This window comes from Corynebacterium doosanense CAU 212 = DSM 45436 (assembly GCF_000767055.1).
Classification (GTDB): Bacteria; Actinomycetota; Actinomycetes; order Mycobacteriales; family Mycobacteriaceae; genus Corynebacterium; species Corynebacterium doosanense.
Window position 1 is genome coordinate 612,201 of record NZ_CP006764.1, and the last position, 26,234, is coordinate 638,434.

Consider the following 26,234-nt stretch of genomic DNA (forward strand, 5'->3'; position numbering starts at 1 on the left):
CAGGGTCGTCCCCGATGTGCCGGGGGTTGTCCCGTGGCACCATATCGGGCATGACTTCCCCGTACGTGCCCGAGATCCCCCGGGCCTATCCCGTCTTCGTGCGCTCGAAGAAACACAGTGTGCTGGCAGGTGTCGCCTCGGGGTTGGCCGGCCACCTGGGCGTGGATGTCTTCTACGTCCGGATGGCGTTGCTGGCCGGGACGCTGATCTCCGGGCTGGGGGTGTTCGTCTATGCCGGGCTGTGGATCTTCACCACCGCGTCAGAGGAGGCGCCGGAACCGCCGGACAGCCGGAAGCTCAAGCCGTCGACGAACCTGGCGCTGGCCGGGCTCGGTGTGCTCGCCGCGTTGTTGTCCGCGCTGTTTTTCTCCGGCGGGTCGGTGGCGCTGGTCATTCCGCTGGTCGTGGTGGGCGTGGGTGCCTTCCTCGCCTGGCAGGCGTATGACCGCGGCGCGTCGAGCGGAGTCGGCGTGGTGGCCTTCTTCGTGGGCGCGGGCCTGGTCATCGGTGGCCTGGGCGTCACCATCGTGTGGTGGGACACCGGCGGAATGGCGGGTTCGCTGGCCGCGGTGGTGCTCACCCTGGCCGGGGTCGTTGTGCTTGCTGGTCCCGCGGCGCTGCGGCTGTGGGAGTCCGCCGCGTCCTCCCGGGCGGAGAAGGTCGCCGCGGAGGAGCGGGCGGAGATCGCCGCGCGCCTGCACGATTCGGTGCTGCAGACCCTGGCGTTGATCCAGAAGCGTGCGGAGGATCCGGACGAGGTGGCCCGGCTGGCCCGCGGGCAGGAGCGGGAGCTGCGGGGATGGCTCTTCGACGCCGGGGAGAAGAAGAACGAGCAGACGGTGCTGGCGGCGGTGGATAAGGCGGCCGGCGAGGTGGAGGACATGTTCGGTGTGCGCATCGCGCCGGTGACGGTCGGCGAGGACCGGCCGCTGGACGAGACGGGCAAGGCCCTGGTCATGGCCGCGCGAGAGGCGATGGTCAACGCCGCCAAACATGCGGGGGTGGACACCGTCGACGTCTACGCGGAGCTGGTCGGCGGGGAGCTGTCCGTCTTCGTGCGCGACCGCGGACGGGGGTTCGATCCGGCTTCGGTGCCGGGGGACCGCCACGGCATCGCCGACTCCATCGTCGCCCGGGTGGAGAAGGCCGGTGGGCAGGCGAGCGTGACCTCCGCGCCGGGGGAGGGCACGGAGGTGGTGCTCACGCTAACGTGTGGTTCATGAGAGTCTTCCTGGTCGATGATCACAGCGTCTTCCGCGCCGGCGTGCGCGCCGAGCTCGCCGGACGGGTGGAGGTGGTGGGCGACGCCGGAACCGTGGCCGACGCCATCGCCGGGATCAGGGAGACCACCCCGGATGTCGTGCTTCTCGACGTCCACATGCCCGACGGTGGCGGCGTGGCCGTCCTGCGTTCCGCGCCGGGCCCGCAGTACCTCGCGCTGAGCGTCTCCGACGCCGCCGAGGACGTCATCTCGCTCATCCGGGCCGGCGCGCGCGGCTACGTGACCAAGAACATCGAGGGCTCTGAGCTGGCCGAGGCCATCGCCCGGGTCCACGGCGGCGACGCCTACTTCTCGCCGCGGCTGGCCGGATTCGTGCTCGACGCGTTCTCCGGCGGCGACGTGGTGGAGGATCCCGTGGGAGAGCCGACGAAGATCGACGACCCCGCCGTGGACGCCCTGACCCGCCGCGAGCTGGAGGTGCTGCGCCTGCTGGCGCGGGGGTACACCTACCGGGAGATCGGCAAGCAGCTGTTCATCTCCATCAAGACCGTGGAGACCCACGCCTCGAACATCCTGCGCAAGACGCAGCAGTCGAACCGCCACCAGCTGACCCGGTGGGCGAACACCCACGGGCTGGGGGATTAGGCCTCAGGCGTACGCGAGCCTGCGCGAGCCGTCGATATGCGGCAGGAGCAGGGAGGCGGCGCCGAAGAGGACCAGCCAGACCAGGAAGCTTCCCCACACGGGGAAGGTGAACACCACGGCGGCCATGAGCAGGGCCCACCACACCATGAGCGGAACCAGCTGACCGACGCTCGGGGTGGTGGAGACGTGGTGGGCGTGTGCGTAGGCGCGCAGTTCCCGCCGGTAGGGGTGGCGCAGCACGATGACCACCGCGGCCACGACGCATCCCAGAGCGAGGGGGACGGCGACCGGGAAGCCCATGCCCGTGGTGAGCACGGCGACGGAGAACGCGGCGAACGCGGAGGCCGCGATCCTGACCCCGGGAGGCGTGGGAACGGGAGTTTTCCGGGTACGGAAGTCGCGGTAGGCGTCGGCGGGGGAAGTCATGCTGGTCAACCCTAACAGTTGACGCGGGCGGCGACGCGGAGCATACTTTCAACCCATGAGGGGAACGTCTGTTCGAAAAGACCTGTCCGGGCTGGATCGCCTGGGACAGATCGACGAGCTGCGCGCCCGCATGCAGGCGGTCACCGGGGTGGTCCCGGAAAAGCAGTCTGCGCCGGAGGAGGATGACGCCCTCGACGTGGGACTTCCCCTGCGTATCCCCCGTCGGGCGGTCACGGAGATCAGTGACTGCCCGGCGCTCGTCGTCGATCTGCTGGCCAAGGTTACCGCCGCCGGCGGACACGTCGGCGTCGTGAGCTGGCCGCAGCTCTCTCTCGCGGCAATCGAACACCTGGACAAGGTCATTGCCGTGCCCGATCCGGGGCCGGACCCGCTGGGCATCACCTCCGTGCTCGTGGAGGGGCTCGATCTTGTCGTGCACCACAGCGCGGTGGAACTCAACCTCTCCCCGGTCCGCGCCCGCCCGCTCACCGGCCGACTGCGCGGCGGGGAGGCCGCGCTCCTGCTGGTGGGCCTGCACGCGCCGTCGCCGGCGCTGCGTATCGACGCCCGGGTCTCCACCTACCGCGGCATCGGCCGGGGGACGGGACGCATCAGCGGCATGGACATCGACGTGTCCATGACGGCGAAGGCGGAGAAGGTGCGCACCACGGTTGTCGTGGGGCAGCGGCCCCACCTGCGGGCGGTGTGACATGGAGGTTGCCGCCCTGTGGTTTCCCGACTGGCCCGTCCAGGCGGCGCGCCTGGAGGACGAGATCACCGGCCCGCTCGCCGTCGCCGCCCACCACCGGATCCGGGTGTGCTCCGCGGATGCCCGCCCCCTCGGCGTGCGCCGGGGCATGAAGGTGCGGCAGGCGCAGGCGCTGTGCCCGTCGTTGACCGTGGTCGACGACGATCCGGAGCGGGATGCGCGGGTGTTCGCCCCGGTGGCGGACGGGCTGGATGATGTGGCGTCGTCCATCGAGATCCTGCGTCCGGGACTGGTCATCGTGGATGCCGGGGCGGCGCGGCGTTTCCACGGGGAGCGGGCCACGGAGATGCTCATCGACGCCGCCGCGCGCCGGGGCATCGATGTCTTCACCGGGGTGGCCGGGGAGATCGCCACCGCGGTCATCGCCGCGCGCCGGGGTGCCGTCGTGACCGACTCACGGGAGTTCCTGGCCGACCAGCCGGTGCGTGTCCTCACGGCCGAGGAGGCCCTGGGATGCGACCCGGACGTGGTGGCCACCCTGGCGCAGCTCGGGGTGGCCACGCTGGGTGATCTCGCCGATCTTCCCTCCGCGGCGGTGGCCTCCCGCTTCGGGGTCGCGGGCCAGCGGTGCCACCGCATCGCCCGGGCGGAACCGGACCGGCGGGTGGCACCCGAGCTGCCCGTCGCCGACCTGACGGTGGCCATTGCCCCGGAGGATCCGATCGAGCGTGTCGACGAGGCCGCGTTCCTCGCCCGCGCGCTGGCGGCGCAGCTCCACGAACGCCTGGGCCGGGCGGCGCTGGCCTGCCAGCGTCTGCGGGTGCGCGTGGAGCTCGGCGACGGCACCGTCCTGGAACGGGTCTGGCGCACGCGGGAAGCGTTGACGGAGGCGGCGACCGCCGACAGGGTCCGCTGGCAGCTCGACGGCTGGCTCACCGCCGGGGGCGCGGGCGCGATCCACCGCCTCGAGCTCACCCCTCTGGAGGCGGGGCCGCCCGAGGCCACCCAGCTGTGGGGCGCGGCGGCCTCGGGCCAGCGGGCACGTCGGGTCATCGAGCGGGTGCAGTCGAGCCTGGGTATTGACGCGGTGGTCCAGCCCCGTGCCGTCGGAGGCAGGGGAGTGGCCGAGCGAATTGAGCTGGTTCCCTACGGGGAGATCCGGGAGCCGGCCCGGCAGGCCAGCTGGCCCGGGCGTCTCCCCGCGCCGCTGCCTGCCCGGCTGGGCGGGGGGCCGGCGCACCCGTCGGCCAGGATCCGGCTCATCACCGCGGAGGCGGCGGATGTCTACGTCACCGCGGAGGCGCTGCTCAGTGCCGCGCCCTACGCGTTGGGCTGGGGCAAGGACAGGTTTGTCGTCGTGGGGTGGGCCGGCCCGTGGCCCGTCGGCGGACGGTGGTGGGCGGGGGAGAATCATCTCGCCCGCCTGCAGGTGGTGGGGATGGACGCGGAGGACCGTGCGCGGGCGTGGCTACTGCTCTGGGTGCGCCGGCAGTGGCGGGTCGAGGCGACCTACGCGTAAAATAACACGAACAAACTTTCGAAAAAGTATTGACGGTCGACCGGTCATGCAGGTAGGTTTAGTGGCGATAGAAGGAAAGATAGAACACTGATTCGGGGGGATCATGTACACCTCACCTGTCCTGACCACACACCACGACAAACACCCCGGGGCCTACTACGCCACCGAGGCAGACAACCCCACAGCACACCTCGCCCACCAGATCCGCCGCAGCGAATACCAACTCTGGACCTCCCTCCTACCCGACGAGGACGCCGACTACGACCTCGCCGTCACCGCCATCCACCGCCTCACCAGCAAAGGCCGCTTCCAGATCGGCAACGCCCTCGCCGCCGTCCACCGCCTCACCGAGCTACCCCTGGTACGCGAGATCCAGGACACCACCCACCGCCTCGATCTCTCCCGCCTGATCGCCATCGACAAAGCCCTGTGCCTGCTCACCGACGACACACTCATCGCCCTGATCGACACCAGACTCGCCCTGTATCTCCTGCCCACCCGCCTCAACCAGCTACTACCCAGCGCCGGGCAGATCACCGCACGCATCCGCGACTGGATCCGCCTGCTCGCCCCCACCCTCGACGTGGACCACACACCCGATCCACCCGCGCCACCGACCTTCACCGCCCACCACGGCGACGACGGGCGCTCGTACCTCAATCTCGACGCCCCCACCGACGTGGCCCTTATCATCGAGGCCGCGCTGCGTACCCGGGCCGCCGAGGCCGGGTGCAGCGAGGCAGAGGCGCTGCGGGACCTGGTCACCGGGGCTGCCCGGGTGCGGGTGGTGCTCAACCTCTACCGCGCCCACGACGTCGAGGATGCCCCGGCGTACGTCTTCGGTGCGGGCTGGCTGACACCCCAGGTCAGTAACGCCCTGGCCGACACCGCCACCCAGGTACGTGACATGGACAAGGTCGCCACCAAGGTGGCGGCGGGGTATCAGACCCCGGAGGACATCCGGGCGTTTGTCGTCGGCCGTGACGGTACGTGCCGGGGCCCGGGGGACAACCGCAGTGCAGCCGGGGCGCAGATGGATCATTCCGTGGACTGGGCTGCGGGTGGGCCGACGTGTGCGGACAACCTCGCGTCCTTATGCGCGCACTGTCACAACATCAAGACGGATGGGCGGATGTTTCCGGTGCGGTTGCCGGAGGGGGAGATTGTGTGGTTGTTCGAGGACGGGTCGTGGGTACATTCGGTGCCGGAGGGTCCGTTGTCGGCGAAGGCGAAGAACTGGGTGCAGACCCTGGGCCAGCGCATCACCCGCCGTCGGGAGCACTACCACGCCCCCGACCGGGAGCAGGAGGAGGGCCCGACCGAACAGCCCGAATTCTAGGAGGACTGCACCAGGTCGATGACCAGACGTTTGGGGTTGTCCAGCACCTGAACCGAGTAGGGGACGGCACTGTTGAGGCCGACGATGAACTGCGACCTGCCCTCGAAGGTGCCTGCGCTGATCACCTCGGTGATGTTGCCTGCCCCCTCGGAGGTGCTGAGATTGGGGATCTCTTTCCCGACCTCGTGCGGGTAGACCGTGCCGTCGATGTTGACGTTGAGCGCGGAGGTGCCGGTGAACGGGATCGGGTTTCCGGATCCCTGCTGGGAGGCGGAGGTGGTGAAGTCGATGAACCAACCGGGTTCACCCTCCCCCTCCAGGTCAAAGACGACACGGTCGAAGCCGGAATGCGAGCCGGTGCGCACATCCGTCACGAGGAGCCGGGAGGATTCGTCCGGCCGGAACGTCTTCATGGAGCTGTTGGCGTCTCCCAGCGGGCGGAGACCGGCGTCGGCGGGTGTCTGAACCCCGGCCCCGAGGGTACTGAGCTGCTGGCTGCCCGGATCCACGGAGCAGGAACTGAGAGTTAGGGCAGCGGCCGTGGCGGTCACCGTCGCTCTGAATCCTCGCTGCCGAAATTTCATGCCGTATACCCTAACGGGGTGCCCGGAATCCGCCAAGCAGAACGACGGAAACCTGCCACATCGTGGGTTAATCGTTATAGACAATCAACCACTAATATATAGATAGGCAGGGCAGGCGGGCGTCGATAAGCCAAAAAAATACCGCCACCTGTGAAGGGTGGCGGCAGGGTGCGTCAGTGGCGCATTATCCGGCGCGACAGCCAGTTGCCGAACAGCTGGGCGGCCTGCACCAGGATGATGATGGCGATCACGGCCGCGTACATCGCCTCGGTGTCGAACGCGCGGTAGCCGTAGACGATGGCGAAGTCACCGAGACCACCGCCGCCGACGTAACCGGCCATGGCGGACATGTCCACCACCGCAATGAAGATGAACGTGTAACCGAGCACGAGGGGGCCGAGCGCCTCGGGGAGGATCACCGTGCGGATGATTCGCCAGGGGCTGGCGCCCATCGCACGGGCCGCCTCGATCTTGCCGGGCTCGATGCTCACGAGGTTCTGCTCGACGATGCGGGCAACGGTGAAGGTCGCCGCCACGGACATGACAAACGTCGCGGCGTCGCGGCCGATCGTCGTGCCCATTGCCGCAAGGGTGATGGGGAACATCATCGCGATGAGGATGATGAACGGGATCGGGCGAACGAAGTTCACCAGGAAGTTGAGGATCCAGTAGGTGGGGCGGTTCTGCAGGATTCCACCCTTGCGGGAGGTGTAGAGCAGCACGCCGAGGACGAGCCCGAGGAACCCGCCGACGATCATGGTCACGGCGACCATGAAGAGCGTGTCGCCGATGGCCTCGAGGAAGGTGTCGCCCAGGCGGTCCCAGTCGGCCGCCAGAATCATGGTGTCGGTCATCTGGTCAGCTCCGTAATCTCCGTGGTGGCGGTCAGGGTGCGGTGGAACTCGTCGATGGCTGAGTCGTCACCCGCGAGCCGCACGGTCATCTTGCCGAAGGACTGTTTCTGCAGCGTGGTCACGCCACCGTGGACGATGTTCACGGAGACGCCGGCCTCGCGGACGCGGGACACCGCGTCGAAGAAGCCGGACTCCTCCGTCAGCCCGACCACGAACAGGCGGCCGGGTTTGGCCAGCAGGTCATCGGACTCGACCTCGTCGGGGGTGTTGCGTAGCGACGACGAGACGAACCGCTTCGTGACAGCCTGCTGCGGGTGGGAGAACACCTCGTAGACAGAGCCGTACTCCACGACCCGACCGGCCTCCATGACGGCGACCTTGTCGGCGATCGAACGGACGACATCCATCTCATGGGTGATGACCACGATGGTGATGCCGAGCTCGCGGTTGACCTTGCGCAGCAGCTCCAGCACCTCATGGGTGGTCTCCGGGTCGAGGGCCGAGGTGGCCTCGTCGGCGAGCAGCAGGCGCGGGTTGGTCGCCAGCGCGCGGGCAATGCCGACACGCTGCTTCTGCCCGCCCGAGAGCTGCTCGGGGTAGCTCTTGCCGCGGTCGCCCAGACCGACGAACTCCAGGAGTTCCTGCGTGCGGGCCTTGCGGTCCTTGGCGCCGGCGATCTCCAGCGGGTATTCGACGTTGCGTGCGGCGGTGCGGGAGGACAGCAGGTTGAACTGCTGGAAGATCATGCCGATCTCGCGACGGACGCTCCGCAGCTTCTTCTCGGACATGCCGACGATGTCGGTGCCGTCGAGAAGCAACTGCCCACCGGTGGTGGTGTCGAGTCCGTTGATCAGGCGGACCAGCGTGGATTTGCCCGCGCCGGAGTAGCCGATGACGCCGAGGATCTCTCCCGGTTCGACCGTGAGGGTGACGTCGTCGACGGCCTTGACGCTGCCGAAGTCCTTGGTGACTCCGCGAAACTCAATTCGGGTGCCGGCCACTATTTCTCTTCTGCTTCCAGTCGGTCCTGGATGGCGGCGAGCTCTTCCTTGGTGCGGTCGACGGAGACGGCGGTGCCTCCGGAGGACTCGAGGACGGCTTCCTTGACCTTCGGGTCCTTCCAGAGCTCGGCGAGCTGGTTGATGGTCTCGTCGTCGGCCTTCTCCGGGGTGGTGACCCACACGTTGATGTAGGGCTCAGCCTGGGCGTTGTTCGGGTCATCCTGGAAGATCGCGGCGTCGGGGTCGATGCCGGCGCGCTCGAGGAAGGAGTTGTTGATGATCGCCGGGGTGCCCTCGCGGAAGACGGTGGTGGTCTGCGCGGCGTCGATGGGCGTGACCTCGACCTTGGAGGCGGCGGTGTCGATGTCGGCGGGGGTCGGGTCGACCAGGCCCTCCTCGCGGAGGGTGACCAGTCCGGCCTGCACGAGGACGTTGATGGCGCGGCCCTGGTTGGTGGCGTCGTTGGGGATGGCCACGTTCTCGCCCTCGATGCCGTCGAGGGAGTCGTGGTCCTGCCAGAAGAGGGCCAGCGGGTAGATCTCGGTGGCGGAGATGGCCTCGAGGTCCTCGTCTGCGCCGGCGTTGTAGCCGGAGAGGAACTTCAGGTGCTGGAACTTGTTCACGTCGATCTCGCCCTGGGCGAGTGCGTCGTTCGGGGTGTTGTAGTCGGAGAACGCGACGATCTCGATGTCGATGCCCTTCTCCTCGGCCAGGTCGGCGAAGACGTCCCACTCGCGCAGGTTGGCGTCGGTGGTGCCGACGCGGATGGGACCGTCGCCGCCGTCGGAGTTGGAGCAGGCGACCAGGCCGGTGGCGGAGATGGTGACGGCTGCGAGGCCGGCGACGATGTGGTTCAACTTCATGGTGAACCCTTTCTTGAGTAGATAGAACAAGCTGTTCATCGGAGGGGTGATTAACTAGCAGAGAAGATAACACTCGACATACCGCTTAGTCTAGTTCGGCGAAGTATTGCTGGCGAACAGGCGTTCGATTATTCTGATCCGTGTGAGATTCAACGGGGGAGCGCCACTGGGCTGGTCGCGGCTGGAGCGCATTCTCGCCGGCCGCCCGACAGCCACGCCCGTGCCGGTCTGGGGCCCGGAACGCGCGCTGCCGCAGCGGGGAACATCGAGACCATTCGCCGAGCTGCACGCCGTGAGCTCCTACAGCTTCCTCGACGGGGCCAGCTCCCCGGAGGCGCTGGTGGACCGGGCAGTGGAACTGGGTTTATCCGCCATCGCCCTGGTCGACCGCGACGGGCTCTACGGGGCGGTGCAGTTCGCCGAGGCCGCGGCCAGCGTCGACATCGCCACCGTGTTCGGGGCGGAGCTCACCCTGGACGGACGTGTGCTCACCGTTCTCGCGCGGGGGCCGGAGGGCTACCGGCGCCTCTCGCACACCATCGCGGATTCCCGGATGGCCGCGGGGGAGAAGGGCAGGGTGTCCTACCCGCCCCTCGAACTTGTGGCCGACCAGCTCGGGGGAACGTGCGTGGTCCTGCTCGGGCACGAGTGGCTGGGGGAGATCTCCCGCGTGGTGGACTGTTTCGGCGAGGACAACGTCGTGCTCGAGTACGAGGCGACGATGACCCCGGAGAACGCCGACCACCACGAGCAGCTCGACGCCTTCAACAACCTGCGCGGGATCGTCACCGCCCGGCCCGCAGCCGCCACCCGGCACGACGCGCGCCTGGCCACCGCGAAACGGGCGCTGGCCAGCCGGCGCAGCATGGAGGACGCCTACGGCGACCTGCACCCCATGGGCGCGCCGTGGCTGCGCTCCGGGGACCAGATCGCCGCGATGGTCCCGGGCAGGGAGGAGCTTATCGACGAAACCCTGCGCCTCGCCGCCGAGTGCGCCTTCACCCTCGACCTCGTGGCCCCGGAGCTGCCGGACTTCGCCGTCCCCGAGGGGCACTCGGAGATGTCCTGGCTGAGGGAGAAGACACTGGCCAGGGCGCGGGAGCGCTACGCCACCCGCCCGGCGCAGGTCCGCGAACGGGCGCTGGCGCAGATCGACTATGAGCTCGACGTCATCGCGCAGCTGAACTTCCCCGGCTATTTCCTCATCGTCTGCGAGCTGGTGGATTTCTGCCGCGAGAGCAACATCCTGTGCCAGGGGCGCGGCTCGGCGGCGAACTCCGCGGTGTGTTTCTCCCTGGGCATCACCAACGCCGAGCCGATCACCGCCGGGCTACTGTTCGAACGTTTCCTCTCACCCGAGCGGGACGGCCCGCCGGACATCGACATCGACATCGAATCGGGGCGTCGCGAAGAAGTCATCCAGTACGTCTACGACACCTACGGCCGCGACCGCGCCGCCCAGGTAGCCAACGTGATCACCTATCGGCGCAAGGGGGCGATCCGCGACGCCACCCGCGCCCTGGGTTATCCGCCGGGATCCGAGGACGCCTGGTCGAAGGGGCTGTCCGAGCCGCCGGAGATCGTCTCCGAGCTCGCCGAGCAGTTCCGGGGGCAGCCGCGTCACCTGGGTATCCACTCCGGCGGCATGGTCATCTGCGACCGGCCCATCGCCGACGTGGTGCCCGTGGAGTGGGCGCGCAAGGAGAAACGTTCCGTCATCCAGTGGGATAAGGACGACGCGGCGTCTGCCGGCCTGGTGAAGTTCGACCTGCTGGGCCTGGGCATGCTCGAGGCGCTGCACCACATGATCGACCTCGTGGCCGAGACCGAGGGTCGGGAGGTCAACCTGTGGGAGCTCGATCTCGCGGACGCCCGGGTGTACGACATGCTGTGCCGCGCCGACGCCGTCGGGGTGTTCCAGGTGGAGTCCCGTGCGCAGCTGTCCACCCTGCCCCGGCTGAAACCCCGGATCTTCTTCGACCTGGTGGTGGAGGTGGCGCTCATCCGGCCCGGGCCCATCCAGGGCGGATCCGTGCACCCCTACCTGCGTCGACGCAGCGGCCAGGAGCCGGTGACCTACGACCACCCGGTGCTGGAGAAGTCCCTGGGCAAGACGCTGGGTATTCCGCTCTTCCAGGAGCAGCTCATGCAGATCGCCGTCGACGCCGCCGGCTTCACCGGCACGGAGGCCGACATCCTGCGCCGCGCGATGGGTTCGAAACGCTCGACCGCAAAGATGGAAGCTTTGCGACGCCGCTTCCACGACGGCCTGCGCGAAACCAACGGCATCGAGGGCGAGGTGGCCGACCGGCTGTGGAACAAGATCGTCGCCTTCGCCGCCTACGGTTTCCCGGAGTCGCACTCCCAGTCCTTCGCCTCGTTGGTGTACTTCTCTGCGTGGTTCAAGTGCCACTACCCGGCGCAGTTCTGCGTTGGACTGCTGCGCGCGCAACCGATGGGGTTCTACTCGCCGCAGTCGCTCATCCAGGATGCCCGCCGCCACGGGATCGAGATCCTGCCGGCGTGTGTGAACAATTCGGGTGCCGAGGCCCGGGTGGTCGACGGGCGGATCCGTGTCGGCCTCAACCTCGTGGCGGGTCTGGGGCAGGAGGCTGCGGAACGCGTCCAGAAACACGCGCCGTATTCGGGGGTCCCGGACCTCTCCCGCCGGGCAGACCTCTCCGTCGCCCAGGTGGAGGGGCTGGCCAAGGCGGGGGCGCTGGACTGCTTCGGGCTGACGAGACGGCAGGCGCAGTGGCAGGCCGGGGTCGCGGCCACGGAGAAGGAGGACATGCTGCCGGGCATGTCCGCCATCAGCGCGCCGGCACTGCCGGGGATGAACGCCTTCGAGCTCATGGTCGCCGACATTGCCGCCACCGGGGTCACCCACGACAAGCAGCCCCTGGTCATGGTCCGCGAGCAGCTGCGCGCCGAGGGGGTGGTCACCGCGGAGGAGCTGCGGCGGGTCGAGGACGGGACCCGGGTGCGGGTCGCCGGAGTGGTGACCCACCGGCAGCGCCCGCAGACCGCGTCGGGCATCACGTTCTTCGGCATGGAGGACGAGACCGGGCTGATCAACGCCATGGTCTCGGTGGGGTTGTGGGAATCCCAGCACGTCATCGCCCGTACAGCGAAGGTGCTCATCGTGCGCGGCAAGGTGCAGAACGCCTCGGGGGCGGTCACCGTGGTGGCCGACCGGCTGGAGGAACTGGCGTTGGGGCAGTGGCTGTCCAGGGGTTCTCGGGACTTTCACTGACTGGTACAAACGAGGGCATGCACCCGGTCTCCCCGAAGCTCACCCAGGCCCGCTATCTCGTCGTTCTGCCGTGGCTGGTCATTCCGGCGCTCGCGCTGGCTGTGGTCGCCGTGCTCTGGTGGACTTGGGCCTGGATCGGGGTGGCCGTGCTCGCGGCGCTCACACTGTGGCTGCTGTGGCTCATTCCGGCGCAGGTCAGGCTCCTGGGGTGGGAGGAGGCCGAGGATGAGCTGCTCATCACCAAGGGCCGGCTCTGGCGCACGTTAACCGTCGTGCCCTACGGCCGCATCCAGTTCGTCGACGTCTCCTCCGGGCCGATCGCCAGGCGCCTGGGCATGAAGACGATTGAGCTGCACACGGCGTCCACGTCATCGGATTCGTCGATACCCGGCCTGCCCGCCGAGACCGCCGACGCGCTGCGCGAACGCCTGGCGGACAAGGCACGCGAACGGATGAGCGGCCTGTGAACGACTACCGCCCCGTCCATCGGCTGACCCCGCTGCTCAGGCTGTGGACGCTCGTCCTCGCGCTGATCGCCGTGGCGGTGGTCAACCTCAATGCCAGCACCCTGGCGTCGCTGGGTACTTTCCTGCGTGGCGACGGCAGCCTGCTCCCCATCCTCCTCGCCGTCGGCGCCTTCGCGCTGCTCTGCGCGGCGGTCTGGCTGCTCTCGGGTGCCTGGTGGCGGGCCGAGGGGTACCGGCTCACCGAGGAGGAGGTCTCCCTGAAGAGGGGCGTGCTCTCCCGGCAGGAGCGCAGCGCACGTTATGACCGGATCCAGGCCGTCGACGTGGTGGAGTCCGTCATTGCCCGCATCTTCCGCGTTGCCGCCGTGCGGATCGAGACGGCCGGCGGGTCGAACTCGGTCATCGAGATCTCCTACCTGGACAAACGAGTTGCTACAGCGCTGCGTGAGGAGGTCCTGGGACATGTCCGGGGCGAGGCCACTGCCCAGCCGGAGCAGCAGTCCACCACCGTCGTTGAGGAGATCCCCATCGCCCGGTCGCTGGGCGCGGTCGCGCTGAACATCGGGGCTGTGGCGAGCACCGTGGTGATGCTCGCGCTGGCCGTCCCCCTGGGAATTGCCGCGGCGGTGCCGCTCATCGTCGGCCTCGGGCCGGCGATCTGGCGGATCGTGGACAACTCCTGGAGGTTCACCGCCCGGCTCACCGAGGACGGCAGCGCACTCGACGTCACCTACGGGCTTGCCGATCGCCGCCGCCAGACCATTCCGCTGCACCGTATCCACGGCGTGAGCATCCGCCAGCCCGTGCTCTGGCGGCTGACCGGCTGGTGGATGCTCAAGGTCTCCATCGCGGGCTACGGATCGGGGAATGACAAGGAGTCGGGGACAACGACGCTGCTCCCGGTGGGTGACCGCGAGACCGCGATGCGCCTGGCGGCGCTCATCGGGCCGCTCACCCGCGCCGAGCTGGAAGAATTTGCCCGGCCCGAGGGGCACACCGCGCCGGACTTCACCTCCCCGCGCCGGGCGCGGTGGGTCAGCCCGGTGGATCTCTCCCAGCAGTCCACCACCCTGCTGCCCGGGGTCGCAGTGTGCCACCTGGGCAGGTTCTCCCGCCGGGTGTCCATCATCGAGACCCCGCACATCCAGGAGCTCACCCTGAAACGTGGTCCGCTGCAGCACCTGCTAAGCCTCTGCACCGTCACCTTCGACCTCATCTCCGGCCCGGTGAGCATGGGCGGGGCGGACCTGGACACCCGCGACGGGCAACAGCTGCTCGATGCCCTACGGCAGCGCCGCCTGCCCGCCTACACTTCCTCCCATGATCATTCAGTCGACGAACCTGGCCCGCCCGCAGCGTGACCCGGGAGGGGCGGACCGCATTTCCGGCATCGATAAACGCCCCGTCCCGGCGATCGACGTCTTCGCGCCGGGCCCCGACTACGGCGACGGCTCCGGCGTCGACGGCGACGTCATCGGCGACGTGGAGCACCACGGCGGCGCGGACAAGGCGGTCTACGCCTTCGCCCGCGAGGAGCTGGACTACTGGCAGGAGCGCCTCGGACGGACGCTTGTCGACGGCTGTTTCGGCGAGAACCTCACCACCACCGGCATCGTCTGGAAGGACGTGCAGATCAACCAGCAGGTGAAGGTGGGCACGGCCGTGCTCGAGGTGTCCGTCCCGCGCACGCCGTGTCGCACCTTCGCCGGCTGGATGGACGAGAAGGGCTGGGTGAAGACCTTCGCGGAGCATGGCGAGGCTGGGGCGTATCTCCGGGTGATTACGCCGGGGACGATCCGCGCGGGTGACGAGATCGAGTTCGTGGGCGATCCCGGGCACGGGTTCACCATGGGGGACGCGGTGGCGGCGAAGATGGGGGATAAGGAACTGGCTGGGCAGGCCGTCGAGAAGCGTCTTTTTCCCGCGCACCTGCACGAGCGGCTGGCCAGGCTCGCTTAGACCCCGCCTACGAATCCGAGCTGTCGCCACGCCTCAAAGGTGGCCACGGCCGCAGAGTTGGCCAGGTTCATCGAGCGCCTGGCCGGGACCATGGGAATGCGCAGCTGGTCGGTGATGCGCGGGTGCGCGAGGTGTTCTTCGGGCAGTCCGGTCGGTTCCGTGCCGAAGAGCAGCGCGTCGCCGTCGCGGTAGTCGACACGGTGATAGTGCGTGGTGGCCTGGGTGGTGAAGGCGAAGACGCGGGAGCCGGGGAGGGCGGCGAGGCAGGCGTCCAGATCCGGGTAGATCGTCATGTCCGCCAGGTCGTGGTAGTCCAGGCCGGCGCGTTTGAGGTGCTTGTCGTCGAAGTTGAACCCCAACGGCTCCACGAGGTGCAAGCGTGCCCCGGTCACCGCGGCCAGGCGGATGGCGTTGCCCGTGTTGGAGGGAATGACCGGGTTATCGAAGATGACGTGGAGCTCAGGCATAGCAGACAGTCTAGGATGGGCACCGTGACTGCGATAACTTTGGACGGCAAGCTCTACCGCGACGAGATCTTTGAGGAGCTCAGGGGGAGGGTCGACAAGCTCCGCGAGCAGGGCGTGACGCCCGGCCTCGCGACCGTGCTCGTCGGCGACGACCCCGCCTCGCACTCCTACGTGAAGATGAAACACAAGGACTGCGAGCAGCTGGGCATCACATCCATCCAGAAGCAACTGCCCGGCGACGTGTCGCAGGATGACCTGCTGAAGGTCATCGAGGAGCTCAACAATGACGACGCCTGCACCGGCTACATCGTGCAGCTCCCGCTGCCGACGCATATCGACGAAAACGCGGTGCTCGAGGCCATCGACCCGACCAAGGACGCCGACGGTCTGCACCCCGTCAACCTGGGCAAACTCGTGCTCAACGAGCCCGCCCCGCTGCCGTGCACCCCCAACGGCTGCATCCACCTGCTGCGCCGTTTCGGCGTCGAGCTTGAGGGCGCGAAGGTGGTCATCATCGGCCGCGGCGTCACCGTCGGCCGGCCCATCGGCCTGCTGCTGACCCGCAAGACCGAGAACTCCACCACCACGTCCTGCCACACCGGTACGAAGGATCTCGCCGCGGAGACCCGCGACGCCGACGTCATCATCGCCGCAGTGGGCAAACCCCACATGCTCACCGCCGACATGGTCAAGCCCGGTGCCGCGGTGCTCGACGTGGGAGTATCGCGTGTCGACGGCAAATTGCTCGGCGACGTGCACCCGGATGTCTGGGAGGTCGCCGGCGCGGTGTCCCCGAACCCGGGCGGAGTGGGACCGCTGACCCGTGCCTTCCTGGTACGCAACGTCGTCGAACGCGCGGAGATTCTGGCTCAGCAGTAACCCTTCATGAGCCGCCACGCCGCCGAGCTGAACCTGGACAATCCCCACGACCGGGGAAACCGCCCCTCCCGGCTGCCCGCCTGGGCGCAGTGGGCGGGGATCGCCCTGCTCATCGCCGCGGTGGTGGCCTCCGGAATCTGGTCGGGGACGGAGCACTGGCGCCGGGCCACCTTCTCCCTCGGGGTGGCCGTGATGTGGCTTGGCGTGCTGCGCCTGACCTGCGACTCGAAGATCCTCGGCGTGTTCGCCGTGCGCTCGGTGAAGTTCGACGTGGCCTTCTGCCTCGTCACCGGAGGGTTGATGACCTTCCTCGCGGCGTCGGTGGACTCCCTGGGCAGCTAGATCGCCCAGACGCCTTCGGGGTCGTGGCCGAATCCGTCGGTGGGCTCCGCGCCGTCCGTGGTCTTGTTGATGAACATGCGCAGGATCCGGTCCATCTGCCGCGTCTCCGTGAGAAACGCGTCGTGGCCGACGGGGGAGACCACCTTGTACAGCCCCAGCAGGTTGCCCAGGTTGCGTGACAGGTGCTCCTGCTGGTGGAACGGGTAGAGGATGTCCGTGTCCACGCCGACGAGCATGGTGGGCACCGCGGAGGAGTACAACGCCTTGTTCATGCCGCCGCGGCCGCGGCCGGAGTCGTGGCGGTTGAGGGCTTCAGTGAGGGCGACGTAGGCGCCGGCGTCGAAACGTTCGACGAGCTTGATGCCCTGGTAGTCGAGGTAGCTGTCCACGGCAAATCGCTGGTCGGGGCGTCGATAAGCACCCAGGGGATTCTCGCCCTGCTGGGCGATGGTGCCGAAACGCTCGTCGATCTCCATCTCGCCGCGGTACGTGAGGTGCGCGATGCGCCGGGCTGCCGCGAGACCCGTCACGGGGCCGCGGCAGATGTCGTAGTAGTCGCCGTCGTGCCAGTCCGGGTCACGGATGATCGCGGAGATCTGCGCCGACTGGATGCCGATCTGCCACGCCGAGGCCCGGGCGGAGACGGCGATGACACACGCCGCGTTGAGATAGGTCGGGTACATGAGCGACCACTCCAGCGTGCGCGCGCCGCCCATCGAGCCGCCGATGATGCCGTGCACGTGGTAGATGCCCAGGGTCTCCAGGAACTTGCGCTCCGCCTCCACCAGGTCGCGGATGGACAGCGCGGGGAAACGCGAACCCCAGGCACCGCCCTCGGGGTGCGGGGAGGAGGGGCCGGTCGAACCGTTGCAGCCGCCGAGCGCGTTGGTGCAGATGACGCACCAGCGGTCGGTGTCCAGGGCGAGGCCCGGGCCGATGAGGCCGTCCCACCAGGTGGCGGCGTCGCTGTCCCCGGTCAGGGCGTGCTCGACGACGAGGACGTTGTTGGCGTAGGCCGTCCCGCGGAACTCTCCGAAGCGCCGGTAGGCGATCTCCGCGCCCACGACGGTGGCGCCGGCCTCCGTGGGGAAGTCACCGATGGGGGTCCGGTGAAGTGTGCCCTGCTCGGCGAGGTACGCCATGGATGTCCCTCCGGAAGATGTGACCGTTATGCGGCCTCAGTCTAACTGGACAGCTCGGTCTAAATCTACTTGGATTCATCCTCCGTCGAGCTGGATGGAGCCGTGGAGATGATCGCCGGCCGGGCGGGATTCTTAGACGGAATCCTGGGCCGGTGGCGTGGACTGCTCCGCGTGCGCGCGGCTCTCCCGCCTGGCGCGGATGAAATACCAGGTGACCAGGATGAGGAGGAAGAGGCCGGCTGCTACGGCGAGGAACGTGGACATGAGGACGATGGTGTTGCGAGGTTCGTCGTGGAAGATCATCGTGATCGTCGTGGCGAAAAAGAGGGCGGCAAAGACGGTGATCAGCCAGTTTCGTTTGGTGTGTTCCGCAAAGTTCATGGCCTGAATAATACGGCAAAAGCTGTGGATAAAAATTTCCCCGGTGGGGGGGTGTGGCCCGGTGTCCTTAATTCGGGGTTAGCCGGAAGTCGCGTGGTTGATAAAACACGGCTTTATCCGGTCATAATCGACGCAGGCGGGTGAACCCGCAATGATTCACGTGCCGAGGCCAAACATGAACCTGGCCTCGACACGCACCGACGAGACAGGAAGAATCAGAAATGGCCACCGTAACCAGCGAGAACCGCAGCAGACCGGTTCTCAACATGAGCAGTGCGTGGGTCCAGGGCGTCGCCCTGGTCATGCTGCTCGGCTTCTGTGTGATGGGATTCCTGGCGTACCGCACGTACGACGCCTCGATGCCCCAGCCGAAGCAGATCGTCTCCGAGTCCACGGGTGAGACAGTTCTCACAGGCGAGGAGATCACCCGCGGCCAGGCACTGTTCCAGTCGCGAGGTCTTCAGCAGTACGGATCCGTCCTCGGGCACGGCGCCTACCTTGGCCCCGACTACACCGCCGAGTACCTCCGCCTCAGCCTCGAATTCGCGGAGGAGAACACCGACGCTGCGGCCCTCCCAGAGGACGTCACCCCGGAAGAGGCCGTCATCGAGGAGTTCCGTACCAACCGGTACAACGAAGAAACCGGCGTGCTCGAGTGGACAGACAATCAGGTCGCAGCTTTCGAGGAGATCCAGGGTTACTACGCCGACTACTTCGGGCACAGCTCCGGAGAGAGCGGCCTTCCCTCCAACTTCATCACCGACGAGCAGGACATCCACGATCTCACGGGATTCTTCGCCTGGACCTCGTGGGCGGCGGCGGCCGAGCGTCCGAACCTGGACTACTCCTACACCAACAACTGGCCGTCGGAGCCACGGGTCGATAACCACCCGACCGCCGACATCGTCGTCTGGTCCGTGCTCTCCCTCATCGCCCTCATCGGCGGCACGGGTCTGATCTTCGCCATCTACGGCCGCTGGTCGCAGTCCATGGGATGGCACGCCTCCGAAACGCCCAACCTCGACTTCAATCAGCCCGGCGAGGTCGGCCTGACCAAGTCGCAGAAGGTCATCGCCTGGTTCATCCTCGTGGTCGCCTTCCTGTTCATGATTCAGGCGCTGCTCGGTGCCGCGAGCAACCACTACCGGGTGGAACTCACCGGGTTCTTCGGCATCCCGCTCCAGGAGCTCTTGCCCTACAACGTGACCCGCACCTGGCATGTGCAGCTCTCGCTGCTCTGGCCGGCCGCGGGACTGCTCGCTGCAGGGTTGTTCCTTGCCCCGTTCATCTCCAAGAAGGAGCCGGTCAGACAGCACTGGCTGTCCTGGGCTCTGCTCGGGGCGCTCGCCTTCGTGGTCTTCGGTTCCCTGCTCTTCGAGTGGCTGTCCGTCATGGGCTACGTCGAGGAGGGCACCCTGTTCTCCCAGCAGTGGGAATACCTTGATCTGCCGCGCTTCTTCCAGATCCTCCTGACGGTGGGCATGTTCCTCTGGATCTTCATGATCTACCGAATCCTCCGCGGGCGGCTGAAGACCGAGCACAAGTCGAACATGCCGTGGTTGTTCTTCTTCTCAGGTCTGACCATCCCGGGTTTCTATGCCGTCGGAATGCTCGCTGGCTCCGAGACGCACCTCTCCGTCGCCGAATTCTGGCGCTTCTGGGTCGTCCACCTCTGGGTGGAGGACTTCCTCGAGCTGTTCACCACGATCATGGTCGCGTACGTCTTCGTGCTCCTCGGCGTGATCCGCGAGAAGATCGCCCTGGGCATCGTCTTCCTCGACATCATCCTCTACTCCGTCGGCGGCGTCCTGGGTACAATGCACCACCTGTACTTCTCCGGCACGCCGGTCGAGCACATGGCGTTGGGCGCGTTCTTCTCCGCCGCCGAGGTGATTCCGCTGACACTGCTCACGGTGGAGGCGTGGACGTTCATGCAGCTCGGCTCCCGCCAGCGCGCAGGCACCGAGCGGCCCTTCCCGCACCGCTGGGCAGTGCTCTTCCTCGTGTCGGTGGGCTTCTGGAACTTCCTCGGAGCCGGCGTCTTCGGCTTCCTGGTCAACCTCCCGATCGTCTCCTATTACCAGATCGGCACGGCGCTCACCGCCAACCATGCACACGGCGCGATGATGGGCGTCTACGGCTTCCTCGTCATCGGCTTGGCGACGTTCGCCCTGCGCTACCTGATGCCCAGCGACAAATGGTCCGACAAGCTCGCCGCGTGGGCATTCTGGCTGCAGAACATTGGCCTCCTGTGGATGGTGGTCATCGCCCTGCTCCCGCTCGGCATCATGCAGCTCTACGAGTCCGTCTCCTCCGGCTACGTCGAGTCGCGCTCCCTCGGTTACCTCACCGAGCCGGGCAATGCCATCATGGAGTGGCTGCGCATGCCGGGTGACGTCCTGTTCCTCGCGGGCATCGTCCCCTTCATCATCATGGCCTACCGCGGAATTCGTTACAGCCACCTTGTGCCCACCGTCGATGAATTCCCCACTGATCCGCTGTTCACGGTGATCACGCCCGAGAACGCAGACGGCCTCGTGGCGATCGACGAGCGGGGAGCGCTCGTGCGCCAGGAGGACCCCAACGCCGGTCGTGGCGACTCCGCTAGTACGGCCCCCCGCGAGCCCGACTTCGACACCAGGACAAAATGGGACAAGACGTACTCGTCCGACAGCCGCGTGAAGCCGGGAAACAGCGACGACGGCAGAAGGGACGAGTAGCTCCGCCATGGACGCACCAGGAATCTTCACCCTGCTGGCGGCCGGGTACGCGATCGTGCTGCTCGCCGTCGGCTGGGGGTTCGACCGGATGGCCGAGCGGACCTCGCAACGCTCGACCACCCTGCAGACCGGGAACTTCACCTACCTGGAGTCCCACGACGCCTGGAAGTGCCCCGAGGATCAGCTGCTGTGGCCGACGAGCTACGACCCGGACAACCGCGTCATGCGTTACCGCGCCCAGCCGTCGGTGTGCAACGCGTGTCCCGTCAAAGAGACATGCACCGTCACGCCGCACGGGCGGGAGGTCACCAGACAGCTTGATCCGTGGCCGCACTCCGACTCCGGCCGTTTCCACCGTGGGATCGCGCTCGCCGTGGTCATCATGGGCCTGATACTTCCCCTGACCTCGCTGATCACCGGCCACAACCTGACGGAGGTGCTTGTCACCATCGGCGTGATCGTCGTGGTCTTCGGCGCGGGAATCATCCCGCTGGCGAGGCATCTCTGGAACACCCCGTCCAACGCCCCGGTCACCCACCTTCCCGAACGCACTGACCGGGAAGCGGTGGTCGAGGCCGCCATTGACCGCTATTCGCGGACGTTCGGTTCAGACCGACGTATCTCCAAGGAGTAGTTGAACCCCCATGACCGCATTTGTCTTCTGGCCGATTGTCATCGGCATCATCGTGACACTGATCGCCGTTGCCCTTTCCTACTCCCTGAAGATCATCAAGGAGTACGAGCGGGGGGTGACCTTCCGCTTCGGCCACGTGAGACCCCTCATGCAGCCGGGAGTCCACTTCCTGTTCCCCCTGGTGGACAAACTCGAGCGGATTGAACTGCGTGTGGTCACCCTGACGATCCCGCCCCAGGAGATCATCTCCAAGGACAACGTCTCCGTCCGGGTCAACGCCGTGGTGATGTTCGAGGTGACCGACCCGGTCAAGGCCGTGCTGGAGGTGGAGAACTACGCGGTGGCGACTTCGCAGATTGCGCAGACGACGTTGCGTTCACTCCTGGGACGCGCAAGTCTGGATGATCTGCTCGCGCACCGCGAAGCACTCAACGAGGATCTCGCGCGGATCATCAACTCGCAGACGGAACGCTGGGGTGTGCTCACGCGCATCGTGGAGATCAAGGACGTGGAGATCCCCGAGATGATGCAGCGGGCCCTCGCGCGGGAGGCCGAAGCCGAGCGTGAGCGCCGCGCGAAAGTCATCTCGGCGCACGGCGAGCTGCAGTCCTCGCAGGAGCTCAGGGAGGCCGCGGAGGAACTGTCCAAGTCGCCCGCCGCGCTTCAGCTCCGCTACCTTCAGACCGTGCTGGAACTCGGCGCCGACCAGAACTCCACCATCGTGTTCCCGCTGCCCATCGACATCATGGGCGGGTTCATGGAGCACCTGGGGTCGATGAGGAAGACTGAACCGCAGAACTAGAGGCCCCCGGCCAGAGCGCACGGCCCCCGGATCAGACAGGTGGAGAGATTCTGCCTAGCTGGTAAATCCGGGGGGCCTTAGCCGATCAGAACGGGACGCCGAAGAGCATGGGCAGGAAGATGAAAACGATGCCGAGCGGGCCGGAGGAAAGAAGGAGAAGATCTTCGAGCATGGGGAACTCCTTCGAGGTGAGAGGGGCGGCGAGGAGTATTCGCCTACCTCAGCAATCTCTCCCCGCCCGACCCGCGTTACGCGGTGCAGGCTAGATCGCCGCGAACCCACGCTCGAGATCCGCGATGATGTCGTCGATGTTCTCGATGCCCACCGAGAGCCGGATGGTGCCCTGGGTGATGCCGGCGCGCTTCAGGCCGGCCTCGTCGGACTGGGAGTGCGTGGTGGACGCGGGGTGCACCACGAGCGAACGCACGTCGCCGATGTTGGCGAGGTTGGAGTGCAGTTTCAGGGCGTCGATGAAGGCCCACGCAGTCTCGCGGCCGCCGTCAACCTCGAAGGTGAGCACCGAGCCGGTGTACTTCAGACCCAGCTTCTCCTTCACCGGGTACCAGGGGGAGGATTCCAGCCCGGCGAAGCTCACCTGCGTGACCTTCTCGTGGGCGTCGAGGAATCGGGCCACCTTGACGGCGTTCTCGTTGTGTTTCTCCACGCGCAGGCTCAACGTGTCCAGGCCCTGCAACGACACCCAGGCGTTGAAGGGGGAGATGGCGGCGCCGGTGTCGCGCAGCCAGCCGGCGCGTGCCTTGAGGGCGAAGGCGGGCGCGCCGAGATCGGCGTACTTCAGGCCGTGGTAGGCGGGGTCGGGGGTGACGAAGTACGGGAAGACCGGCTCGCCGTCGCGCACGACGGCCCAGTCGAACCTGCCGCCGTCGACGATGACTCCACCAATGGCCGCGCCGTTGCCGGTGTAGAACTTGGTCAGCGAGTTGACCACGATGTCGGCACCGAGCTCCAGCGGGCGCACCACCGCGGCCGTGGCCACGGTGTTGTCCACGATGAGCGGCACCTGGTTCGCGTGGGCCACCTCGGCAATGGCCGGGATGTCCAGGACATCCGCCTGCGGATTGCCGAAGGTCTCCCCGTAAAACGCCCTGGTGTTGGGGCGCACCGCATTCTGCCAGGACTGCGGGTCGTCGGGGTTGTCCACGAAGGTGAACTCGATGCCGAGGCGCGGCAGGGTGTGTTGGAAGAGCGTCTCCGTGCCGCCGTAGAGGCGCGGGGAGGTGACGATGTGGTCGCCCGCCGAGGCCAGGGTCGCGATGGCCGCGTGCTCGGCGGCCATGCCCGAGGCGAACGCGGTCGCGGCGACTCCACCCTCCAGGGAGGCGAGGCGGGCCTCGAGCGCGTCCTGGGTGGGGTTGGTGATGCGGGTGTAGATCGGGCCCGGGTCGGAGAGGTTGAAGCGGTTGGCCGCGTGCTCCGCGTCGTTGAAGACGTAGGACGTGGTCATATGAATGGGCTGGTTGCGGGATCCGGCGTCGGAGTCGACGGACTGCCCGGCATGGATCGAACGGGTCTCGAAGGACCACTCGGCGGCGTTGGAGTTGTCGTACTGAGGCATGGCTGTGAGGTTAGGCAGGCTCTCAAGCCTTGTTAAGCACCTCTGGCGTGACGACGCCATCACCAGTACATACGCATGAATAAAATTAGACCGAGCGGTCTCTTTCGGGTGAGGGCCGCACAACAAATCCCCGTCCTCACGGAGAGGGCGGGGACTGGCTGGGTCAGCTACTTACGCAGCTGGTTGATGATCTGGTTGAACTCGTCGACCGGGCGCATGACCTCGAGCATCTTCGGAATGGACGGCCAGTAGTAGCCGCCGAGATCGACGGGCTGGCCCTGGACGTCGATAAGCCCCTGGTTGATGGAGTCGGCCTTCTCGGCGAGTTCCTCAGCGACGGGGCCGAAGACCTCGGCGAGTTCGGCGTCCTCGGTCTGGTTGGCCAGTTCCTTCGCCCAGAAGGCGGCCAGGTAGAAGTGCGAGCCGCGGTTGTCGATCTCACCGACGACACGCGAGGGGGACTTGCCCTCGTTGAGCAGGCGCTCGGTGGCCTTGTCCAGGGCGTCGGCGAGGACGCCGGCCTTGGCGTTGCCACGCTCGTTCTTCTCGTGGCGCAGGGATTCGGCCAGGGCGAGGAACTCGCCGAGGGAGTCCCAGCGCAGGTGGTTCTCCTTGAGCACCTGCTGCACGTGTTTCGGGGCGGAGCCGCCGGCACCGGTCTCGAAGAGGCCGCCTCCCGCCATGAGCGGAACGACGGAGAGCATCTTGGCGGAGGTGCCCAGCTCGAGGATGGGGAAGAGGTCCGTGTTGTAGTCACGCAGCACGTTGCCGGTGACGGAGACGGTGTCCTCGCCCTTGCGGATGCGCTCGATGGAGATGCGCGTGGCGTCGACGGGGGACTCGATGGAGATGTCCAGGCCCTCGGTGTCATGGTCGCCGAGGTAGGTGTTCACCAGGTTGATGAGGTTGGCGTCGTGGGCGCGGGTCGGGTCGAGCCAGAAGATCGTCTTCATGCCGGACAGACGCGCGCGGTTGACGGCGAGCTTGACCCAGTCGCGGATCGGGGCGTCCTTGGTCTGGCAGGCGCGCCAGATGTCGCCGGCCTCGACGTCGTGCTCCATGAGCACGTCACCGGCAGAGTTGACCACCTGGACGGTGCCACTGGCGGGGATCTTGAAGGTCTTGTCGTGGGAGCCGTACTCCTCGGCCTTCTGCGCCATGAGGCCCACGTTGGGGACGGTGCCCATGGTGGCCGGGTCGAAGGCGCCGTTGGCCTTGCAGTCCTCGATGACGACCTCGTAGATGCCGGCGTAGGAGGAGTCGGGGATGACGGCCAGGATGTCCTGGAGCGCGTTGTCCTTGTTCCACATCTTGCCCGAGGAGCGGATCGTCGCGGGCATGGAGGCGTCGACGATGACGTCGGAGGGGACGTGCAGGTTGGTGATGCCCTTGTCGGAGTTGACCATGGCCAGGCTCGGGCCCTCGTCCAGGCCCTTGGTGAACAGCGCCTTGATCTCTTCGCCGTTGTCCAGGCCGCCCAGGCCGGTGAGGATGTTGGCCAGGCCGTTCTCGCCGTTGAGGCCGTTGGCGGAGAGGGTGTCGCCGTAGGTGCGGAACGCCTCCTCGAAGTAGGCGCGGACGACGTGGCCGAAGATGATGGGGTCGGAGACCTTCATCATCGTGGCCTTGAGGTGGGCGGAGAACAGCACGCCGGTGTCCTTGGCGCGCTTGACCTGCTCGGCGAGGAAGGAGTCGAGGGCGGAGGCCGATAGGAAGGTGCCGTCGATGACCTCGCCCTTGAGTACCTTAAGGTCGTCCTTGAGCACGTCCTCGGTGCCGTCGGCCTTGACCAGCTTGATGGTGAGGGTGTCTGCGTCGGGCATCACCACGGACTTCTCGTTGTGGCGAAAATCGCCCTCGGTCATGGTGGCCACGGCGGTCTTGGAGTCCGCCGACCACTCGCCCATGGAGTGCGGATGGTTGCGCACGAAGTTCTTCACGGCCTGCGGGGCGCGTCGGTCGGAGTTGCCCTCGCGCAGGACGGGGTTGACGGCGGAGCCCTTGACGGCGTCGTAGCGCTCGCTGGCTTCCTCGTAGTCGGGGAGGTCGTAGCCGTCGGCCTGCAGCTCGGCGATGGCCTTCTTCAGCTGCACCAGCGACGCCGAGATGTTGGGGAGCTTGATGATGTTGGCTTCGGGGGTCTTTGCTAGTTCACCCAGTTCGGCGAGGTGATCATCGGCGCGCTGGGATTCGGTGAGACGCTCCGGGAACTGGGAGACGATGCGGGCGGCGAGGGAAATGTCTCGCGTTTCGACGTTGATTCCAGCCGGTGCCGCGAATGCCTCGACGATGGGCTTGAGCGAAATGGTCGCCAGCAGAGGTGCTTCGTCGGTGCGGGTCCAGATGATGGTGCTCAAAATTTCTCCCTATGAGTTAGCAAATGTTTTCCTCTACCATACCGCGCAACCCGCGATCCAGCAGAACGGCCGTACCGTTAGCGCCGGGCC

At 67.1% G+C, this 26,234-nt stretch carries 24 protein-coding genes; 14 read left to right on the forward strand and 10 right to left on the reverse strand.

Features of this window, described 5'->3' with window-relative positions; all coding sequences use genetic code 11:
• Positions 1-50: 50 nt before the first annotated feature.
• Both CDOO_RS03120 and CDOO_RS03125 read left to right on the forward strand, forming a co-directional pair.
• A complete protein-coding gene (locus CDOO_RS03120; RefSeq protein ID WP_018021209.1) occupies positions 51-1,223 on the forward strand; it encodes an ATP-binding protein in 1,173 nt (390 codons plus the stop codon).
• Positions 1,220-1,867, forward strand: coding sequence for a LuxR C-terminal-related transcriptional regulator (locus tag CDOO_RS03125; protein WP_018021208.1), 648 nt, complete (start codon positions 1,220-1,222; stop codon positions 1,865-1,867). The genes CDOO_RS03120 and CDOO_RS03125 overlap by 4 nt, the downstream gene beginning before the upstream one ends.
• Before the next feature lie 3 nt (positions 1,868-1,870).
• Here the strand turns inward: CDOO_RS03125 and CDOO_RS03130 are convergent, their stop codons facing one another.
• Positions 1,871-2,293 (reverse strand): hypothetical protein, encoded by a 423-nt coding sequence (locus CDOO_RS03130; RefSeq protein WP_018021207.1) that lies wholly within the window; start codon positions 2,291-2,293, stop codon positions 1,871-1,873.
• Between the two features lie 55 nt (positions 2,294-2,348).
• On the opposite strand from CDOO_RS03130, the gene CDOO_RS03135 reads away from it, so the two are divergent.
• The 3 genes from CDOO_RS03135 (at position 2,349) to CDOO_RS03145 (ending at position 5,860) form a co-directional block, all read left to right on the forward strand.
• Complete coding sequence (locus tag CDOO_RS03135; RefSeq protein WP_018021206.1) at positions 2,349-3,002, forward strand: hypothetical protein; 654 nt, start codon at positions 2,349-2,351, stop codon at positions 3,000-3,002.
• Between the two features lies 1 nt (position 3,003).
• On the forward strand, positions 3,004-4,521 hold the full coding sequence (locus CDOO_RS03140; RefSeq protein WP_018021205.1) for a DNA polymerase Y family protein: 1,518 nt from the start codon (positions 3,004-3,006) through the stop codon (positions 4,519-4,521).
• A gap of 103 nt (positions 4,522-4,624) precedes the next feature.
• Complete coding sequence (locus CDOO_RS03145) at positions 4,625-5,860, forward strand: HNH endonuclease signature motif containing protein (protein WP_018021204.1); 1,236 nt, start codon at positions 4,625-4,627, stop codon at positions 5,858-5,860.
• On the opposite strand, the gene CDOO_RS03150 is transcribed toward CDOO_RS03145, so the two are convergent.
• The 4 genes from CDOO_RS03150 to CDOO_RS03165 form a co-directional block, all read right to left on the reverse strand.
• Entirely contained in the window at positions 5,857-6,444 is a 588-nt protein-coding gene (locus tag CDOO_RS03150; RefSeq protein ID WP_026159258.1) for an AMIN-like domain-containing (lipo)protein, read from the reverse strand. The genes CDOO_RS03145 and CDOO_RS03150 overlap by 4 nt on opposite strands.
• A 173-nt stretch (positions 6,445-6,617) precedes the next feature.
• Positions 6,618-7,298 (reverse strand): methionine ABC transporter permease, encoded by a 681-nt coding sequence (locus CDOO_RS03155; RefSeq protein WP_018021202.1) that lies wholly within the window; start codon positions 7,296-7,298, stop codon positions 6,618-6,620.
• The gene (locus tag CDOO_RS03160) at positions 7,295-8,299 is read right to left on the reverse strand and encodes a methionine ABC transporter ATP-binding protein (RefSeq protein WP_018021201.1); all 1,005 of its coding nucleotides are present in this window, start codon (positions 8,297-8,299) and stop codon (positions 7,295-7,297) included. Before CDOO_RS03160 ends, CDOO_RS03155 begins: the two co-directional genes overlap by 4 nt.
• Positions 8,299-9,162: a MetQ/NlpA family ABC transporter substrate-binding protein gene (locus tag CDOO_RS03165; protein WP_018021200.1), complete on the reverse strand. Its 864-nt coding sequence runs from the start codon at positions 9,160-9,162 to the stop codon at positions 8,299-8,301. The genes CDOO_RS03160 and CDOO_RS03165 overlap by 1 nt, the downstream gene beginning before the upstream one ends.
• A gap of 127 nt (positions 9,163-9,289) precedes the next feature.
• Between CDOO_RS03165 and CDOO_RS03170 the strand changes: the two genes are divergently transcribed.
• Genes CDOO_RS03170 through CDOO_RS03185 form a run of 4 tightly spaced genes read left to right on the forward strand, consistent with a single transcriptional unit; the run spans position 9,290 to position 14,844 of the window.
• A complete protein-coding gene (locus CDOO_RS03170) occupies positions 9,290-12,418 on the forward strand; it encodes an error-prone DNA polymerase (RefSeq protein WP_425389148.1) in 3,129 nt (1,042 codons plus the stop codon).
• A gap of 17 nt (positions 12,419-12,435) precedes the next feature.
• On the forward strand, positions 12,436-12,885 hold the full coding sequence (locus CDOO_RS03175; RefSeq protein WP_018021198.1) for a PH domain-containing protein: 450 nt from the start codon (positions 12,436-12,438) through the stop codon (positions 12,883-12,885).
• Entirely contained in the window at positions 12,882-14,246 is a 1,365-nt protein-coding gene (locus CDOO_RS03180) for a PH domain-containing protein (protein WP_018021197.1), read from the forward strand. The genes CDOO_RS03175 and CDOO_RS03180 overlap by 4 nt, the downstream gene beginning before the upstream one ends.
• On the forward strand, positions 14,206-14,844 hold the full coding sequence (locus tag CDOO_RS03185) for an MOSC domain-containing protein (protein ID WP_018021196.1): 639 nt from the start codon (positions 14,206-14,208) through the stop codon (positions 14,842-14,844). Before CDOO_RS03180 ends, CDOO_RS03185 begins: the two co-directional genes overlap by 41 nt.
• On the opposite strand, the gene CDOO_RS03190 is transcribed toward CDOO_RS03185, so the two are convergent.
• The gene (locus CDOO_RS03190; protein ID WP_018021195.1) at positions 14,841-15,311 is read right to left on the reverse strand and encodes a tRNA (cytidine(34)-2'-O)-methyltransferase; all 471 of its coding nucleotides are present in this window, start codon (positions 15,309-15,311) and stop codon (positions 14,841-14,843) included. The two genes, CDOO_RS03185 and CDOO_RS03190, sit on opposite strands and share 4 nt — an antisense overlap.
• 24 nt (positions 15,312-15,335) lie before the next feature.
• Between CDOO_RS03190 and CDOO_RS03195 the strand changes: the two genes are divergently transcribed.
• Positions 15,336-16,190 carry a bifunctional methylenetetrahydrofolate dehydrogenase/methenyltetrahydrofolate cyclohydrolase gene (locus CDOO_RS03195; protein ID WP_026159256.1) on the forward strand — a complete coding sequence of 285 codons (855 nt, stop codon included), beginning with the start codon at positions 15,336-15,338 and terminating at the stop codon, positions 16,188-16,190.
• Between the two features lie 6 nt (positions 16,191-16,196).
• The gene (locus tag CDOO_RS03200) at positions 16,197-16,532 is read left to right on the forward strand and encodes a DUF3017 domain-containing protein (RefSeq protein WP_018021193.1); all 336 of its coding nucleotides are present in this window, start codon (positions 16,197-16,199) and stop codon (positions 16,530-16,532) included.
• On the opposite strand, the gene metX is transcribed toward CDOO_RS03200, so the two are convergent.
• On the reverse strand, positions 16,529-17,674 hold the full coding sequence (gene metX / locus CDOO_RS03205; RefSeq protein WP_018021192.1) for a homoserine O-acetyltransferase MetX: 1,146 nt from the start codon (positions 17,672-17,674) through the stop codon (positions 16,529-16,531). The genes CDOO_RS03200 and metX overlap by 4 nt on opposite strands.
• A 132-nt stretch (positions 17,675-17,806) precedes the next feature.
• Positions 17,807-18,055 carry a hypothetical protein gene (locus CDOO_RS03210; RefSeq protein ID WP_018021191.1) on the reverse strand — a complete coding sequence of 83 codons (249 nt, stop codon included), beginning with the start codon at positions 18,053-18,055 and terminating at the stop codon, positions 17,807-17,809.
• Positions 18,056-18,276: 221 nt separating this feature from the next.
• Between CDOO_RS03210 and CDOO_RS03215 the strand changes: the two genes are divergently transcribed.
• Genes CDOO_RS03215 through CDOO_RS03225 form a run of 3 tightly spaced genes read left to right on the forward strand, consistent with a single transcriptional unit; the run spans position 18,277 to position 22,211 of the window.
• The gene (locus tag CDOO_RS03215; protein ID WP_018021190.1) at positions 18,277-20,775 is read left to right on the forward strand and encodes a nitric-oxide reductase large subunit; all 2,499 of its coding nucleotides are present in this window, start codon (positions 18,277-18,279) and stop codon (positions 20,773-20,775) included.
• A gap of 7 nt (positions 20,776-20,782) precedes the next feature.
• Positions 20,783-21,409 (forward strand): hypothetical protein, encoded by a 627-nt coding sequence (locus CDOO_RS03220; RefSeq protein ID WP_018021189.1) that lies wholly within the window; start codon positions 20,783-20,785, stop codon positions 21,407-21,409.
• Between the two features lie 10 nt (positions 21,410-21,419).
• Entirely contained in the window at positions 21,420-22,211 is a 792-nt protein-coding gene (locus CDOO_RS03225) for an SPFH domain-containing protein (RefSeq protein WP_018021188.1), read from the forward strand.
• A gap of 262 nt (positions 22,212-22,473) precedes the next feature.
• Here the strand turns inward: CDOO_RS03225 and CDOO_RS03230 are convergent, their stop codons facing one another.
• Together CDOO_RS03230 and CDOO_RS03235 are read right to left on the reverse strand one after the other, a co-directional pair.
• Complete coding sequence (locus tag CDOO_RS03230) at positions 22,474-23,787, reverse strand: O-acetylhomoserine/O-acetylserine sulfhydrylase (protein ID WP_018021187.1); 1,314 nt, start codon at positions 23,785-23,787, stop codon at positions 22,474-22,476.
• Positions 23,788-23,954: 167 nt separating this feature from the next.
• A complete protein-coding gene (locus tag CDOO_RS03235; RefSeq protein WP_018021186.1) occupies positions 23,955-26,144 on the reverse strand; it encodes an NADP-dependent isocitrate dehydrogenase in 2,190 nt (729 codons plus the stop codon).
• Between the last annotated feature and the right edge of the window lie 90 nt (positions 26,145-26,234).

What these genes read in the sequence shown, in the direction of transcription:
- CDOO_RS03120 (WP_018021209.1), top strand. Translation starts at nt 51, where the DNA reads ATGACTTCCCCGTACGTGCCCGAGATCCCCCGGGCCTATCCCGTCTTC.
- CDOO_RS03165 (WP_018021200.1), bottom strand. Translation starts at nt 9,162, where the DNA reads ATGAAGTTGAACCACATCGTCGCCGGCCTCGCAGCCGTCACCATCTCC.
- CDOO_RS03130 (WP_018021207.1), bottom strand. Translation starts at nt 2,293, where the DNA reads ATGACTTCCCCCGCCGACGCCTACCGCGACTTCCGTACCCGGAAAACT.
- CDOO_RS03210 (WP_018021191.1), bottom strand. Translation starts at nt 18,055, where the DNA reads ATGAACTTTGCGGAACACACCAAACGAAACTGGCTGATCACCGTCTTT.
- CDOO_RS03150 (WP_026159258.1), bottom strand. Translation starts at nt 6,444, where the DNA reads ATGAAATTTCGGCAGCGAGGATTCAGAGCGACGGTGACCGCCACGGCC.
- CDOO_RS03200 (WP_018021193.1), top strand. Translation starts at nt 16,197, where the DNA reads ATGAGCCGCCACGCCGCCGAGCTGAACCTGGACAATCCCCACGACCGG.
- metX (WP_018021192.1), bottom strand. Translation starts at nt 17,674, where the DNA reads ATGGCGTACCTCGCCGAGCAGGGCACACTTCACCGGACCCCCATCGGT.
- CDOO_RS03220 (WP_018021189.1), top strand. Translation starts at nt 20,783, where the DNA reads ATGGACGCACCAGGAATCTTCACCCTGCTGGCGGCCGGGTACGCGATC.
- CDOO_RS03215 (WP_018021190.1), top strand. Translation starts at nt 18,277, where the DNA reads ATGGCCACCGTAACCAGCGAGAACCGCAGCAGACCGGTTCTCAACATG.
- CDOO_RS03185 (WP_018021196.1), top strand. Translation starts at nt 14,206, where the DNA reads ATGATCATTCAGTCGACGAACCTGGCCCGCCCGCAGCGTGACCCGGGA.
- CDOO_RS03190 (WP_018021195.1), bottom strand. Translation starts at nt 15,311, where the DNA reads ATGCCTGAGCTCCACGTCATCTTCGATAACCCGGTCATTCCCTCCAAC.
- CDOO_RS03125 (WP_018021208.1), top strand. Translation starts at nt 1,220, where the DNA reads ATGAGAGTCTTCCTGGTCGATGATCACAGCGTCTTCCGCGCCGGCGTG.
- CDOO_RS03230 (WP_018021187.1), bottom strand. Translation starts at nt 23,787, where the DNA reads ATGCCTCAGTACGACAACTCCAACGCCGCCGAGTGGTCCTTCGAGACC.
- CDOO_RS03155 (WP_018021202.1), bottom strand. Translation starts at nt 7,298, where the DNA reads ATGACCGACACCATGATTCTGGCGGCCGACTGGGACCGCCTGGGCGAC.
- CDOO_RS03175 (WP_018021198.1), top strand. Translation starts at nt 12,436, where the DNA reads ATGCACCCGGTCTCCCCGAAGCTCACCCAGGCCCGCTATCTCGTCGTT.
- CDOO_RS03135 (WP_018021206.1), top strand. Translation starts at nt 2,349, where the DNA reads ATGAGGGGAACGTCTGTTCGAAAAGACCTGTCCGGGCTGGATCGCCTG.
- CDOO_RS03140 (WP_018021205.1), top strand. Translation starts at nt 3,004, where the DNA reads ATGGAGGTTGCCGCCCTGTGGTTTCCCGACTGGCCCGTCCAGGCGGCG.
- CDOO_RS03225 (WP_018021188.1), top strand. Translation starts at nt 21,420, where the DNA reads ATGACCGCATTTGTCTTCTGGCCGATTGTCATCGGCATCATCGTGACA.
- CDOO_RS03145 (WP_018021204.1), top strand. Translation starts at nt 4,625, where the DNA reads ATGTACACCTCACCTGTCCTGACCACACACCACGACAAACACCCCGGG.